Here is a 14,542-nt window from a genome sequence, read left to right on the forward strand (position 1 = left end):
TAAAGGAAACAGGGGTGGAAACAACATGGCGGTGTATCAAGTATTGGTTGTCGATGATTCCGCTTTTATGCGTAAAATCGTGTCAGATTTAATTGAAGCGGATTCGGAGTTTAAAGTTACGGCAACAGCATCAAACGGCAAGGAAGCGATTCAAAAAGTAATCGATTTGAAGCCTGATATTATAACAATGGATGTAGAAATGCCTGAAATGAACGGGTTGGACGCCTTGGAATCGATCATGAAACATTCTTTCGTTCCTGTAATTATGCTTTCGGGTATCAATGAACAGGGCATGAAAGAGACGATCATGGCACTTGAGGCCGGTGCTTTTGACTTCATTCGTAAGCCATCGATTGTGCATGATCAGGATATTGCACAAGTAGGTAAAGCGCTGGTAGAACGGATGCGGGCGGCTATGGATGAAATCAGGCGTAAAGCTGAGCGTGAAGCATCCATGAAGAAGCGGGATGAAACGCAAAGTAATTTGATGCATCCGTCCAAAGGAATACAGGCAGAGATACCAACACCAGACCGACAAATGAATAGGAAAAAAACGATGGAGCCGGGTCAGCTGAGCACACGACTTGGCAATGGCAAAACAGAACCTCTGCCAGCTAGAACGAAGCAAGTGAGTCCACCTCCGACGAGCCAGAGTGCGGGAAGTCTGGATAAGAAGCTGGAACCTTTGCGAAATGCAAAAAGAGCAGCGGATACTAATGCAGAGAAACTAGAAAAGTCAAGTAAACCTGTGCAACCTCCCAAAGAAAAAAGTTTTCCCAATATACCAAGATTGGCAGAACATGAGACAGCTGCAACTTCTGCATTACCATCCAAAGAGAATGCCAAAGCAAGTCCGTCTCATAAGGGAGCAGGAGGACCGGATGGATCATTTAACAAGCTTGTGGCCATTGGTTGTTCAACCGGAGGGCCTAGAGCGCTTAAGACTTTGCTTGAACAACTACCAGGTGATTTACCGGCGCCAGTCATTATAGTTCAGCATATGCCGCCCAATTTTACCCGATCGCTTGCGCAACGACTAAATACGTTCAGTGAATTGCATGTCGTAGAGGCTGAGGAAGGCATGGTTCTCCGAAAAGGAACGGCGTACATTGCACCTGGTGGTTTTCATATCAAAGTCAATAAAACAGCAGATGGTAGGTTTACCGTAAAGCTGACGGAAGAAGAACCGGTAAATGGGCACAGGCCTTCGGTGGATACGATGTTTGAGTCACTGTTGCCGTATACATCTTTGCAGAGACATCTGGTTTTGCTGACAGGTATGGGCAGTGATGGTGCTCGTATGATGAAAAAATTGTATGAAGCAGGTGTCACATCTACCTTTGCCGAGAATGAAGAAACTTGTGTCGTGTATGGTATGCCGCGCTCTGCTGTGGAATTGCAATGCGTGCGTCATCTTCTGCCACTGCAGGAGATTGCGCCTAAACTTGTTCAAGCTGTCAAATAAACAGAGTGTAACTCATGGAGGAGGTGCCTCACAATGGACATGAATCAGTATCTATCTATGTTTATTGATGAGTCTAATGATCATCTGCAGTCCCTTAACGAAAATATGCTTCAACTTGAAGGCAATCCGGAGGATCTGGGAATCGTTCAGGTCATTTTCCGCTCAGCTCATACGCTGAAAGGTATGGCTGCTACAATGGGCTTTGAGGATCTGGCCTCACTGACACACAAAATGGAAAATGTACTGGATCTAGTACGTAATGAAAAGTTGAAAATGCAGGATTTCATATTTGATACCCTGTTCAAGAGTTTGGATGCTTTGGAAACAATGGTTCAGGATATTACTCAAGGTGGAGAGGGTAAGGCGGATGTTTCCTCTATCGTTGCTTCGCTCCAAGCCATCGAGAGTGGTGAATGGACAGGAGGGAACGCTCCAGCAGCAGCTGCAAACCAATCATCAAACACATCAACCCCAAGCGCGGTTGAATTGGACGAGTTCCAATACTCCGTATTGGATCAATCCATAGCTGAAGGCCATCGTGTACTCTATATTGAGGTTCTTGTCAGTGAGCAGAGTCAATTGAAGGGTGTACGTGCATATATGGTCTTTGATCTGTTAGAACGATCAGGAGAAGTGGTCAAATCGTTCCCCACAGTTCAGGATATTGAGCAAGAGAAGTTCGAGCGCAGTTTTTCGTTGTATTACATAACGACCAAAGAGGCGCAGGAACTTGAAAAAGGCATTATGAGCATCTCTGAAATTGAAAGTGCCAAAGTTATTCAACTGGATCAAGAAACTTTACAGCAGATGACTAATCAGGCTGCTGCAGCAGTTGAAGTAGCAGATGCACCTGTCCCTGTTCCTGCACCAGAAGCTGTATCACTGGATACGAAAGATTCATCAAAAGATGAAGCAAAGCCGGCAGCTTCCAAACCAGCAGCAGCTAAACAAGCAGCAGCACCTTCACGAACTATTCGTGTGGATATTGAACGTTTGGATGTATTGATGAACTTGTTCAGCGAGCTGTTGATTGATCGTTCCCGTCTGGAGCAATTAGCGAGTGAGACAGGCAACAATGATTTATCGGATACGGTAGCTCATCTGAGCAGAGTCAGTACGGATTTGCAAAATATTGTATTGAAATTGCGGATGGTTCCAGTGGATACAGTATTCAACCGTTTCCCCCGCATGATTCGTGATCTGGCCAAAACCCTCGATAAAAAGATTGATCTGGTGATTACAGGTGCCGAAACGGAACTTGATCGTACTGTCATTGATGAGATTGGTGATCCACTGGTGCATTTACTGCGTAATGCCGTTGACCATGGTGTGGAATCGATCGCTGAGCGCGTGGAGGCAGGCAAACCAGAGATGGGAACAGTTAACCTTCGTGCTTTCCATAGCGGAAACCATGTATTTATCGAGATCGAAGATGACGGTAAAGGAATTTATCGGGAAAAACTTTTGAAGACAGCCGTCAAGCGTGGGGTTGTAACTGAGGAACAAGGTGCCAAGATGAGCGACGATGAAGTGAACCAACTGTTGTTCGCACCAGGCTTCAGTACTGCAGACAAAATCTCGGATATCTCTGGCCGTGGAGTAGGTCTGGATGTTGTAAAATCCAAAATTACATCCCTTGGTGGCAACGTAACCATTCATTCGACACCAGGTAAGGGCACCAACTTCTCGGTTCAGCTTCCATTGACGCTGTCTATTATTGCTGCGATGCTTGTTCGTCTTGGATCTGAAAAATACGCTGTTCCGTTGTCCTCCATCGTGGAGACAGCCATCGTTCAGCGTCAACAAGTGCGCAACATTCATGGAAACAAAATGATCACATTCCGTGAATCCCTAATTCCATACTTGTCCTTGAGTGAAGTTTTCGGAGTGCCTGATTTCAATGATGCAGATGAGCAAGAAACCGAAATTGTGGTCATTCGCAAAGGTGAACGCCTTGCAGCTGTTGCCGTTGAAGAATTTATTGGGCAGAGTGAGATCGTTCTTAAATCAATGGGTACTTATCTTCCTGCCATTGAGGGGATTTCTGGAGCAACCATTCTAGGAGATGGACAAGTCGCTCTGATTCTTGATCCTAATGCATTTATTAAATAAGCATGCAAGCGAAGACTTACATTTAATAGGGAGGTTTTTTACATGGAAGAAGAGTTGAAAGTCATTGTCTTTAAATTAGGTTCCGAAGAGTATGGTATTGAGGTAGACAAGGTTCAAACCATTGAACGCATGATGCCCATTACCCGTGTTCCGAAAACCCTCTCCTTTGTAAAAGGAGTTATTAATTTACGTGGTGTGGTTATCCCTGTAATTGATTTACGTGGTCGCTTCTCTTTGCCAGAATCAGAATACACGGATCAAACACGTATCGTCATTGTAGGTGTAGATGATATGCAGGTTGGCTTTATCGTTGACTCTGCCAATGATGTAATTGACATCAAGCGTAATGCGATTGATACACCTCCTGAAGTAGTTGGTGGAGTTAAAGCAAGATACCTGCGTGGGGTTGCCAAGCTGGAGGATTCACGCTTGCTGATTATGCTGAACCTGAACGAAGTATTAAATAAAAGCGAGATTGTACAGCTGGAAAGCATTGAGGGCTAACACCGTGGAACTGTTCAACCGATTTGAGGGATTCCAAATGGATGTGCTCAAAGAGGTCGGTAACATTGGGGCAGGCAACGCCGCAACGGCGTTGTCTCAGCTTCTCAATAGGCCGATTGATATGGGTGTACCAACAGTACAAATGCTCCCTTTTGAAGAAGTGGCTGAAACAGTCGGTGGAGATGAACGCATCGTTGTTACTGTATTTCTTCGTGTAGAAGGCGAAGCACCGGGTAATCTGTTCTTTATGATGACACCTGAGGCTGCCAGAATGCTGCTGAACCGCCTTGCTGGTTTTGATTTGAAGGAAGGCCTCACCTTCACTGATATGGAACAATCGGCTTTATCTGAAATCGGGAATATTTTGGCGGGATCGTACCTTTCTTCATTGGCTGATTTCACGAAGTTATCCATGTATCCGACCGTTCCTGGACTTGCCATCGATATGGCAGGTGCTATTCTCAGTTATGGCTTGCTGCAGTTTGGGGAAATGGGCGACGATGCATTATTGATTGACACTTCTTTCTTTGAAGGCGAAGATCAGGTAGAAGGTCAATTTTTCCTGATTCCAGATCCGCCGTCATTTGCAAAGATATTTGAATCTTTAGGGGTGCCACTAAATCATGATTGAGGACAAAAGCGTCGTTAAAGTCGGTATGGCGGATTTAAACATTGCTCATCTTCCCGGTGTAATCCGTACGACTGGCTTAGGCTCTTGTGTAGGATTAACAATGTATGATCCGCACTTAAAGCTTGCCGGAATGGCGCATGTGATGCTCCCCACTTCAGAGATTGCCCGGGAAGGGAATTTGAACAAAGCCAAATATGCAGATACGGCATTGCCGGAATTGTTACAAAGAATGATACATCTGGGTGCGTCTCGTTCACGTATTGTGTCCAAAATGGCTGGAGGTTCTCAGATGTTTGCCTTCTCGGGGGCAGGGGACACGATGCGTATCGGACCAAGGAATGCGGATTCTTGTCGTGAGTGGCTGGAAAAGCTGGGGATTCCTCTTCTTGCCGAAGATACGGGTGGGAATTATGGAAGAACTATTGAAATGGACTGTGAAACTGGACTTTTGACTATTCGAAGTGTCCAAATGGGTGTAAAGGAACTATAAGACAATGATAGGAAACTACCGCATTAATCTTGGAGCAGGCATAGTCGGATTTATTCTGACTTTTTTTGTAGCATACAGCAGCAATGTGTTGACGACCAGTTTAATTCGCGGGTTAATCGGATTCGCAGCCTGGTTTGTCCTTGCTTATGGTTTACGCTGGGGGCTGGGATTGCTGCTGAACCCTTCATCAGAGGGGAATGGATATGGTTATGATTCACCGGGCGCTCAAGAACTAAGAGGTTCACAGGTGGACATCAAACTCGAAGACGATGGACAAGAGCTGAACGACTTGCTCAAGAATGGACAGAACGCCTCCTCTGGGGATACGCTTCCACCATCTGAGACGAAAGCTCCAACGGGATTCGCCCCTTTGGATCCGCCTAAACTTGTCCGGACCAAAGATCCGGAGGAGTTGGCGCAGGCCGTTCGTCACCTGACAGACAAATAAGGAGGGTGAAAGCAATTGAACGAGCGTAAAGCTTCACATTTGAACCACGCCGATTTGTGGGAAAAGTGGAAAGAACATGGAGATCTTGAAGCCAAGAAAAGTTTGATTGAAAAGTATCTGCATATTGTAAATTATGTATCCGGACGTTTGGCTGTCGGTCTGCCCAAAAATGTTCCAAAAGATGATCTGGAGAGCAACGGAGTTATGGGCTTGATTGATGCTCTGGAGAAATTTGATTATGAGCGCGGTTTGCAATTTGAAACATATGCATCCTGGCGGGTTCGTGGTGCAATTCTTGATGGTTTGCGTCAGGGAGACTGGGTGCCTCGTTCCGTGCGGGAGAAAGCAAAACGAATTGAAGATGCGTATCAGCAGTTGGAGCAGACCTATTTACGCTCGGTTAGTGACGAAGAAATGAGTCAGTATCTGGATGTATCCACAAAAGATTTTCAACATATGCTTCAGGAAGTTGCTGTCATGTCACTGTGTTCTCTGGAAGACCCGATCCGGGAAGAAGAGTCCGAAACTCGACTCTCATTAATGATCGATGAGAAAGCCAAAAATCCGGATTATAAAGTGAATGAATTTTATTTGAAGGAAGCGTTGGTGCAGGGACTTGATAAATTGACGGTCAAAGAGAGAACAGTGGTTTCTCTTTTATATTATGAAGATCTGTCTCTTAGTGAAATCGCCGAGGTTATGTCCCTGTCTCCGTCACGTATTTCTCAATTGCACTCAAAGGCGATCTTGCGGTTACGTGGAACGCTGGATAAACAGAAAGACTTACTTATGCGTAAAGATTAATCAATGAATAGAGAGCTTTAATATACGGATTTTGGGGAGTGGAAAGTCTAAAGGAGGAAGAAATGCATTGACACAACAAACTGTTCTGGAACAGTGTTTGAGCATTGTTTTATCAGATGATAAAAGTACGGCCTACCTTGAATTTTCCAAACAGGAAGAAGATTTTGCCTGCACGCTGGATGAGCTCGAACAATATATGGCGAGTCAGGGGATTAAGTACGGTGTGCTGCGCGAAGCAATGCTCGCTTTTGTTAGTCACCCAGAAGCATATGTGAAGGATCAGTACAAAATTGCCGAAGGGATTAAACCAGTACAGGGAACGGATGGATTTATCAGGGTACTGGTAGGCATGGATAATGAAAGGCGTCCTTTGGAAGCGGAAGATGGAAAAGTCGACTACAAAGAAGTAACCCGCTTAAATAATGTTCGATCAGGTCAGATTATTGCAGAACGGATCCCTCCAATAGATGGTACGGTGGGCAGGGCTGTCACTGGAGAAGAGATTCCATTTCGTCCTGGGAAAGAAGCCCGGTTCAAGGTTGGGAAAAATGTTGTAGTTAATCCTGATGGATCTGCAATGTATGCCGCTCTGGATGGATTGGTTACCAAGACAGATGGAAACAAGTTGAATGTCTTTCCCGTATATGAAATCAATGGCGATGTCGATTATAACATTGGCAACATTGATTTTGTGGGTACGGTTGTCATACGTGGTAATGTACTTACCGGATTCAAGGTAAAAGCAGCAGGCGATATCCGCGTGGTCGGCGGTGTCGAGGGAGCGGAGCTGGAAGCAGGTGGCTCTGTCGAAATTTCCGGCGGCATTATTGGCTATAACAAAGGATTGGTACAAGCTGGACATAACGTGAAATGTACCTTTATTCAGGAAGGCAATGTCGATGCCTCTGAAAATGTTATGGTCTCCCAAAGCATCATGCATTCCACTATTCGTGCAGGAAATGCGGTGATCTGTGAAGGGACAAAAGGACTTATCGTCGGCGGGTCAATTCAGGCTGGGAAAAACGTCTCAGCACGTGTTATCGGCAACAGCATGTCTACAGTGACTTCCATTGAAGTAGGGGTGTTGCCAAGGCTCCGTAATGAGCTGACCGATTTGCGGAAGGAAGTCAGAGAGCAAATGGATGCCTTGGATAAAACGAAGAAAGCATTGACATTGCTGGATCAGTTAGCTGCAGCAGGGCAATTGAGTCCGGACAAAATGTCCATGCGCATCAAGCTGAGTGCTACACAAAAATCTGCGCTTCGTCTTAGTGAGGAGACGAAAACACGTATCTTTGAAATCGAGAAGATGCTTGAAGATACAAGCAGAGCTCGCGTTGATATTCATAAGATGATTTATGGTGGCTCTAAAATAGTTATCGGCAGATACACCAAATTTATTAAAGATCCGGTAAGTCGAATATCTTTTTATTATCATGATGGGGATATAACGATGGTTCCTTTCATTTAAGTACAGCATTCAAGCACATGAAGAAATCCATCCGATACCGTGAGGTGAGCGTATGAGTTTCAAAGCGGTTGAGTTGCAGATTGCAGTACCTAGAACAAGTGAGGCAGGGCGTTATCAGAGTGAATCCCAGCAGAGACCGGTTACGGACCAGAACTTGCTTGCGGAACAGACGGCCAAAGAAGCAAATGAGGCAAGGCAGCGAAGCGAGGCGCTGGATGAAACAGCGCACACCGATGTACGCGATGGTCAATCCAAAAACAAAGAGCAGCAGAATGGCTTCAACGAGCCTGAATCTGCTTTAGGGCAGGAGACCATCAAACCTGCCGAACATCCATACAAAGGAAAACATATTGATCTGTCGTTGTAATGGATGAATTGTGACTGACATGAAATCTGGAGCAATGATGGCTGCATTAAAGGAGAGAACCCAATTTGTCACCATGGATCATTATTGTCATATTAGGAGCCTGCGCAATCGCATATGCACTTATCATGCCCAAGAAAGACAAGGTGCAGGAGCCTGGGCATCAGCTGGTGCAAGAGATGGAGTCTACGCTTGAGCATTATATGGCTGAGATAGAAAACGACAATGATGCGCTTATCCAGCGCGTTGCTGAAATGAAGGGCGAGGCCGCAGCAGCAGATCAGCGAATGCAAAGCCAGCTTCAGGAATTACAGGAGAGGCTGGCTGAACTGGAAAATAGAAAAAGCATAGAAGCAGAAAAATATGTCAATGGCGCTTCTCTTCACAATGCAAGCGGGTTGCAAGCCCGAGCGCTTGTAGATAGTGTGAGATTTGAATCGGAAGCAGAGGTTTCAGAAGTAGATCTGCAGGTTGTTGAGCAAGAGTTTCCCCCTCTACGTGACTCTATTAAGGAACGTTATGCAGAGCTATTTAATTTATACGCCGAAGGCAAGTCTGTGGATGCCATTGCCAAGCAGACAGGTATACAACGTGGGGAAGTACAGCTGATCTTACAGCTGGCAGAACGGGAGGAGAGCTAACAGATGGACAAGCGCTCTCTATGGGTTGGACTTGGAAGTGGTATGATTGTTGGGGCAGTGCTGCTGCAGCTTGCTACGGTAGGGCAGAATGCATTGTCTGACAGTAATCTCGATCCGGAGCAAGTCCCAGCCAATCTGACGAAGGAACAACTTGAAATGGCTGCGAAGAGCATGGATATGAAGTTGGTAGGTACAGAAGATGAGCTGTATACCGAAACAGAGTGGGTAGAGAAGAAGAAGAAGGAAAGCAGCGAACTGCAGGGAAAAGCGGCTACAGTACCCGAGGCGGCAAAATCAGCTGAGAATCCAGAGCAACCGGAGAAGCCGCAGCAACCTGCCGCCAACGAAGGCGACAAACAGAGCCAAATCAGTCAACCCAAGACGACGGAGCCGGTGACACCAAGCAGTCCTCAAACAGAAACCGTGTCCTTTAAAGTCCGTTCAGGGAATAGTCTAGCCATAGTGGCAGGGAACTTGGAGAAAGCCGGTATTGTGGATAACGCTGAGGCTTTTATAAAGGCAGGCAGGGCAGAGCGAATTAACACTAAAATACAAGTAGGTACTTATGTGTTGGAAAAAGGTGAAAGCTTCCAATCCATTATCGCCAAGATTACAAAAGAACCGTCAAGCTGAGTGCGCTCAGGCAGGACGGTTTTTTATATCGTTCGGGACAAGTTTTGCGGGACTGCCAGGAACATGGATGTAGTCCTTATAGTTAACATTCAGGTGCATCTTATTTTAGTTTGAAAGACTGTTGCATCAGGCATTCACTTATGCTATATTAGATAACGGTGTTAAAACACACGCATGTGCTAATTTTGTTGAGGGTGCTTTCCTGATGGAGAGTCTTGGCGAAAAATGATGCCGGCGGAGGACACAATAAAAACCATATTAGGAGGTGTGTGAAGATGGCAGTAATCTCCATGAAGCAGCTTCTTGAAGCTGGGGTACACTTCGGTCACCAAACTCGTCGTTGGAACCCAAAAATGGATCGTTATATCTTCACTGAAAGAAACGGAATTTATATCATTGACTTGCAAAAGACAGTGAAAAAAGTCGAAGAGGCTTACAACTTCGTTAAAGGAATCGCAGGAGAGAATGGTACAATTCTTTTCGTGGGTACGAAAAAACAAGCTCAAGATTCCGTTAAAGAAGAAGCTGAACGCGCTGGTCAATTCTACATTAACCAACGTTGGCTCGGCGGTACCCTGACTAACTTCTCAACTATTCAAAAACGTATTGATCGTTTGAAACAGTTGGAAGCTTGGGAAGAAGACGGTACATTCGCTGTATTGCCTAAAAAAGAAGTAATCTTGCTTCGCAAAGAAAAAGATCGTCTGGAGAAATTCCTCGGCGGTATTAAAAATATGAAAGGCCTGCCAAGCGCCCTGTTCATCATCGATCCACGCAAAGAGCGTATCGCTGTTGCCGAAGCTCGCAAATTGGGTATCCCAATTGTAGGTATCGTTGATACTAACTGCGATCCGGACGAGATCGATTATGTTATCCCGGGTAATGACGACGCGATTCGCGCTGTTAAATTGCTGACAGGTAAAATGGCTGACGCTGTAATCGAAGCTAACCAAGGCGAAGAAACTTCCGCTTAATAGATTCGAACATAACGAATGAATTAAATGAAAAGGGTGGTTGGTAGGTGGATAACCTCTCACTGCCCTTTTTTTAGAGTGTACGTACAATTACTTATTTTTGGAGGGAATTAATAATGGCAGTTAATGCGAGTGCAGTAAAAGAACTCCGTGAAAAAACGGGCGCAGGTATGCTCGATTGCAAAAAAGCACTGGAAGAAGCAAACGGTGACATCACGAAAGCAGCTGAGTTGCTTCGTGAAAAAGGTCTGTCAGCAGCAGCAAGCAAAGCTGGCCGTGCAGCAACTGAAGGCGTTGTAGAATCTTACATCCACGCTGGTGGACGTATTGGTGTGTTGGTAGAAGTGAACTGCGAAACTGACTTCGTAGGTAAAACAGACCAATTCAAAGATTTCGTTAAGGATATTGCTATGCAAATCGCAGCAGCGAGCCCGAAATTTGTCACTCGTGAAGAAGTTCCTACAGAAGAGCTGGAAAAAGAGAAAGAAATCTTGAAAGCTCAAGCTCTGAACGAAGGCAAACCAGAAAAAATCGTTGAGAAAATGGTTGAAGGCCGTATCGGTAAATATTACGAAGAGTTCTGCCTGTTGGAGCAAACTTTTGTTAAAGACCCTGACAAAACAATCTCCCAACTGTTGAATGAAAAAATCAGCCAAATCGGTGAAAACATCTCCATCCGTCGTTTCGTTCGTTATGAACTGGGTGAAGGTCTTGAGAAAAAAGTAGACAACTTCGTAGAAGAAGTTATGTCCCAAGTAAACAAATAAGACGGTTTTTATACCGGCTAGCAGGAATGATTTTCGAAGATATAAGAATGATGAAACTTCGAAGCGCTACTCCCTTATATCCCAGGAAAACATTGCCTTACCGGTTGAACGTTTTTCCTAAAAGAGCGGAACACAACTGTGTTCCTTTCTTTTTAAGCAGGAGACCATGCGCGAGAAGTTTTGTTGGTTGGACGCCTAAGGTGTTCAATTCAAAGTGGAGGGTGAACAATTGGAACAGCCAGTATTTAAACGTGTTGTCTTGAAGGTCAGCGGAGAATCTCTATCCGGTCAAAACGGCTACGGTATTGATGCAGAGACGATCTCGTCGATTGCCCAGCAGGTAAAAGAAGTGGTTGAACTTGGTGTACAGGTTGCTATCGTATGTGGCGGCGGAAACATTTGGCGCGGTATTGCCGGTAGCGAAAACGGCATCGATAGAGCAACTGCGGATTATATGGGCATGCTGGCGACGGTAATGAACTCGCTCGCACTGCAAGATGCACTGGAACAGATCGAAGTGCCTACACGCGTACAGACATCGATTGCCATGCAACAAATTGCAGAGCCTTATATTCGTCGTAGAGCGATTCGTCATCTGGAGAAAGGCCGGGTCGTTATTTTTGCAGCAGGTACAGGTAATCCGTTCTTCTCCACGGATACAACAGCAGCACTGCGCGCAGCGGAGATCGAAGCAGAAGTCATTTTGATGGCTAAAAATAAAGTCGATGGTGTATACTCAGCGGATCCGTTTAAAGACAGTACAGCTGTCAAGTTTGATCAGTTGACGTACATGGATATACTTAACAAAGATCTTGGTGTAATGGACTCGACGGCGTCCTCTCTTTGTAAGGACAACAACATTCCGTTGATCGTATTTGCCATTACGGAACAAGGTAACATCAAGCGGGTTGTTCTTGGTGAGCGTATCGGGACAATCGTTAAAGGGAGTGTAGATTAATGCCACAAGCGGTTAAAAAACATGCCGAAGAACGTATGGAAAAAGCGATTCAAGCGTTGCGTCGTGACCTTGCCACTTTGCGTGCAGGTCGTGCAACCCCGGCTCTTCTCGACCGGATTCAAGTGGAGTATTATGGTGCAATGACACCGCTCAACCAGTTGGCTAATATCAGTACACCGGATTCCCGTACATTGATGATTCAGCCATGGGATAAATCCTCTATGGGAGACATAGAGCGTGCAATCATGAAATCGGATCTGGGTCTTACTCCAGCGAACGATGGCAGCATGATTCGTCTGTCCATTCCACCACTTACAGAGGAACGCAGAGCTGAACTCGTGAAGTTGACGAAAAAGTTCGGTGAAGAAGGTAAAGTAGCGATTCGTAATATTCGCCGTGATGCGAATGATGATATCAAAAAAATGGAGAAGTCTGACATTTCCGAGGATGAGTCCCGGAGACATCAGGATGATATCCAAAAATCGACCGATAAGTATATTGCTGAAGTCGACAAGGTACTCGCTGCCAAAGAAAAAGAAATTATGGAAGTGTAAGACAAGCGCAGCCCCTCCAATACGGTGGGGTTTTGTCTCTTTTTCAAGCTTCAGGTGAAGAAACTTCAGGGATTTTGGAGGAACAGGAATGATCAAACGGGTTCGGTCGTGGTGGAATGGGGCTGACAAGCAGGAAACGCTGACTATATCCGAAGATAATATCCCGCAGCACGTCGCCATCATCATGGACGGCAATGGACGATGGGCCAAACGTTTGGGTCTCCCACGAATAGCTGGTCACCAGAATGGGATGAAGGCGGTCAAACGTGCGACCATCGCGGCGGATGAACTGGGCATCAAATATCTGACGATGTACGCTTTTTCAACAGAAAACTGGACACGTCCAAAAGAAGAAGTGGATTTTCTGATGCGACTTCCGCAAGAATTTCTGGCGATAGAGCTGGATGAACTTATAGAAAAAAATGTACGTATCCGCATGATGGGACAAGAAGAGCATTTGCCTTCTCATACCGTTAATGCTTTGCGTGAAGCAATCCGTCTAACGGAACATAACACAGGACTTGTTTTGAATTTTGCAATGAATTATGGAAGTCGCCACGAAATGACAGACTGTGTCAAACAGATCGCTCTGCAGGTAAAGTCGGGGGAATTATCGGCAGAGGACATTACGCCTGAACTCATTGACAGACATATGTTGACTGCCAATATGCCTGATCCGGATTTGCTGATTCGGACGAGTGGAGAGTTAAGGTTGAGTAATTTCATGCTCTGGCAGCTTGCATACAGCGAATTATGGTTTACGGATATATACTGGCCCGAATTTGGCAAAAAGCATCTGCTTGAAGCAGTAGCCGAATATCAGCGCAGAACAAGGCGTTACGGCGGTTTGAAATAGATGGAGGATGAAGCCGTTGAAACAGCGATTAACGACAGGAATCATAGCAGGTGTGTTGTTTTTGGGTTTTTGCATGCTGGGCGGACCCTGGTACCACGGTCTGGTATTGCTTATGGCTCTCATCGGTTATTATGAATTTGTAAAAATGACCGGAGTACAGCCTTTTTCAGGTGTAGCTCTGATCGGATATGCAGGCATTTTTGCGATTGTGTTTCCCTGGGAAATGGTATGGGAAGCAAGGCCGTTAACGTTATTCCAGATCGGCTGGCTTGTGATGCTGGTATTGATGACGGCCTCTGTAATCACTAAAAATAAAATTCCTGTAAATACAGTTGCGATGCTGTTTCTAGGAGTATTGTATATAGGCATCGGTTTTTATTACATTGCAGAATCCAGACATTTGCATCACGGATTGTTCTGGACGTTTCTGTTACTGGGCTCCATATGGGCAAGCGATGCGGGTGCCTATTTTGTAGGGAAACTCATCGGGAAAAACAAGCTGTGGCCCTCAATCAGTCCGAACAAAACAGTGGAGGGTGCAATAGGTGGCATTGTCATCGCGATTGTGACCTCTGTTGTTTTTGCATGGGTGTCAGACGGCTTGTTAACTTGGCAAAGGGCCATATGGATTGGGCTTGCATGCGCCGTGATAGGACAGATGGGAGATCTGATTCAATCCGCTTACAAGCGTGTGTACAACATCAAGGATTCCGGTAACCTCCTCCCGGGGCATGGTGGCATTCTGGATCGGTGCGACAGCTGGATCGTTGTTTTTCCATTCGTACATATACTAATGCTTCTGCCCTATTGAAGATAAATGCAAGCCAATGACGAGTGATTTGTCACAGGCATTCGGATAAATAAAGATGA

17 protein-coding genes are annotated in these 14,542 nt (G+C 45.5%); all 17 read left to right on the forward strand.

Features of this window, described 5'->3' with window-relative positions:
- Positions 1 to 25: 25 nt before the first annotated feature.
- The 17 genes from PPA03S_RS21665 (at position 26) to PPA03S_RS21745 (ending at position 14,483) form a co-directional block, all read left to right on the forward strand.
- Positions 26 to 1,465, forward strand: a complete 1,440-nt coding sequence (locus tag PPA03S_RS21665; protein ID WP_062326067.1) for a protein-glutamate methylesterase/protein-glutamine glutaminase — start codon at positions 26 to 28, stop codon at positions 1,463 to 1,465.
- Positions 1,466 to 1,498: 33 nt separating this feature from the next.
- Complete coding sequence (locus PPA03S_RS21670) at positions 1,499 to 3,577, forward strand: chemotaxis protein CheA (RefSeq protein ID WP_062326068.1); 2,079 nt, start codon at positions 1,499 to 1,501, stop codon at positions 3,575 to 3,577.
- A 42-nt stretch (positions 3,578 to 3,619) separates the two neighbouring features.
- The gene (locus tag PPA03S_RS21675) at positions 3,620 to 4,081 is read left to right on the forward strand and encodes a chemotaxis protein CheW (RefSeq protein ID WP_062326069.1); all 462 of its coding nucleotides are present in this window, start codon (positions 3,620 to 3,622) and stop codon (positions 4,079 to 4,081) included.
- 37 nt (positions 4,082 to 4,118) lie between these two features.
- Positions 4,119 to 4,712, forward strand: coding sequence for a chemotaxis protein CheC (locus PPA03S_RS21680; RefSeq protein ID WP_157284312.1), 594 nt, complete (start codon positions 4,119 to 4,121; stop codon positions 4,710 to 4,712).
- Positions 4,705 to 5,202: a chemotaxis protein CheD gene (locus PPA03S_RS21685; RefSeq protein WP_062326071.1), complete on the forward strand. Its 498-nt coding sequence runs from the start codon at positions 4,705 to 4,707 to the stop codon at positions 5,200 to 5,202. The genes PPA03S_RS21680 and PPA03S_RS21685 overlap by 8 nt, the downstream gene beginning before the upstream one ends.
- Before the next feature lie 4 nt (positions 5,203 to 5,206).
- The gene (locus PPA03S_RS21690; RefSeq protein ID WP_062326072.1) at positions 5,207 to 5,650 is read left to right on the forward strand and encodes a hypothetical protein; all 444 of its coding nucleotides are present in this window, start codon (positions 5,207 to 5,209) and stop codon (positions 5,648 to 5,650) included.
- A 15-nt stretch (positions 5,651 to 5,665) separates the two neighbouring features.
- Positions 5,666 to 6,454, forward strand: a complete 789-nt coding sequence (locus PPA03S_RS21695) for a FliA/WhiG family RNA polymerase sigma factor (protein ID WP_062326073.1) — start codon at positions 5,666 to 5,668, stop codon at positions 6,452 to 6,454.
- A gap of 67 nt (positions 6,455 to 6,521) precedes the next feature.
- The gene (locus PPA03S_RS21700; protein WP_062326074.1) at positions 6,522 to 7,925 is read left to right on the forward strand and encodes a flagellar assembly protein A; all 1,404 of its coding nucleotides are present in this window, start codon (positions 6,522 to 6,524) and stop codon (positions 7,923 to 7,925) included.
- Positions 7,926 to 7,977: 52 nt separating this feature from the next.
- Positions 7,978 to 8,292 (forward strand): hypothetical protein, encoded by a 315-nt coding sequence (locus PPA03S_RS21705; RefSeq protein WP_062326075.1) that lies wholly within the window; start codon positions 7,978 to 7,980, stop codon positions 8,290 to 8,292.
- 65 nt (positions 8,293 to 8,357) lie between these two features.
- On the forward strand, positions 8,358 to 8,930 hold the full coding sequence (locus PPA03S_RS21710) for a hypothetical protein (protein ID WP_062326076.1): 573 nt from the start codon (positions 8,358 to 8,360) through the stop codon (positions 8,928 to 8,930).
- A 3-nt stretch (positions 8,931 to 8,933) separates the two neighbouring features.
- Positions 8,934 to 9,563 carry an endolytic transglycosylase MltG gene (locus PPA03S_RS21715; RefSeq protein WP_062326077.1) on the forward strand — a complete coding sequence of 210 codons (630 nt, stop codon included), beginning with the start codon at positions 8,934 to 8,936 and terminating at the stop codon, positions 9,561 to 9,563.
- 275 nt (positions 9,564 to 9,838) lie between these two features.
- Positions 9,839 to 10,537 (forward strand): 30S ribosomal protein S2, encoded by a 699-nt coding sequence (rpsB, locus tag PPA03S_RS21720; protein ID WP_024630243.1) that lies wholly within the window; start codon positions 9,839 to 9,841, stop codon positions 10,535 to 10,537.
- 116 nt (positions 10,538 to 10,653) lie between these two features.
- Positions 10,654 to 11,304, forward strand: coding sequence for a translation elongation factor Ts (gene tsf / locus PPA03S_RS21725; RefSeq protein ID WP_062326078.1), 651 nt, complete (start codon positions 10,654 to 10,656; stop codon positions 11,302 to 11,304).
- Between the two features lie 229 nt (positions 11,305 to 11,533).
- Entirely contained in the window at positions 11,534 to 12,262 is a 729-nt protein-coding gene (pyrH, locus tag PPA03S_RS21730) for a UMP kinase (protein WP_024630245.1), read from the forward strand.
- Complete coding sequence (gene frr, locus PPA03S_RS21735; protein WP_062326079.1) at positions 12,262 to 12,816, forward strand: ribosome recycling factor; 555 nt, start codon at positions 12,262 to 12,264, stop codon at positions 12,814 to 12,816. The genes pyrH and frr overlap by 1 nt, the downstream gene beginning before the upstream one ends.
- Positions 12,817 to 12,904: 88 nt before the next feature.
- On the forward strand, positions 12,905 to 13,672 hold the full coding sequence (uppS, locus tag PPA03S_RS21740) for an undecaprenyl pyrophosphate synthase (protein ID WP_062326080.1): 768 nt from the start codon (positions 12,905 to 12,907) through the stop codon (positions 13,670 to 13,672).
- A gap of 16 nt (positions 13,673 to 13,688) precedes the next feature.
- Positions 13,689 to 14,483 (forward strand): phosphatidate cytidylyltransferase, encoded by a 795-nt coding sequence (locus PPA03S_RS21745; protein WP_062326081.1) that lies wholly within the window; start codon positions 13,689 to 13,691, stop codon positions 14,481 to 14,483.
- Positions 14,484 to 14,542 lie beyond the last annotated feature (59 nt).

The sequence above is a fragment of the Paenibacillus pabuli NBRC 13638 genome (genome assembly GCF_001514495.1).
Classification (GTDB): domain Bacteria; phylum Bacillota; class Bacilli; order Paenibacillales; family Paenibacillaceae; genus Paenibacillus; species Paenibacillus pabuli.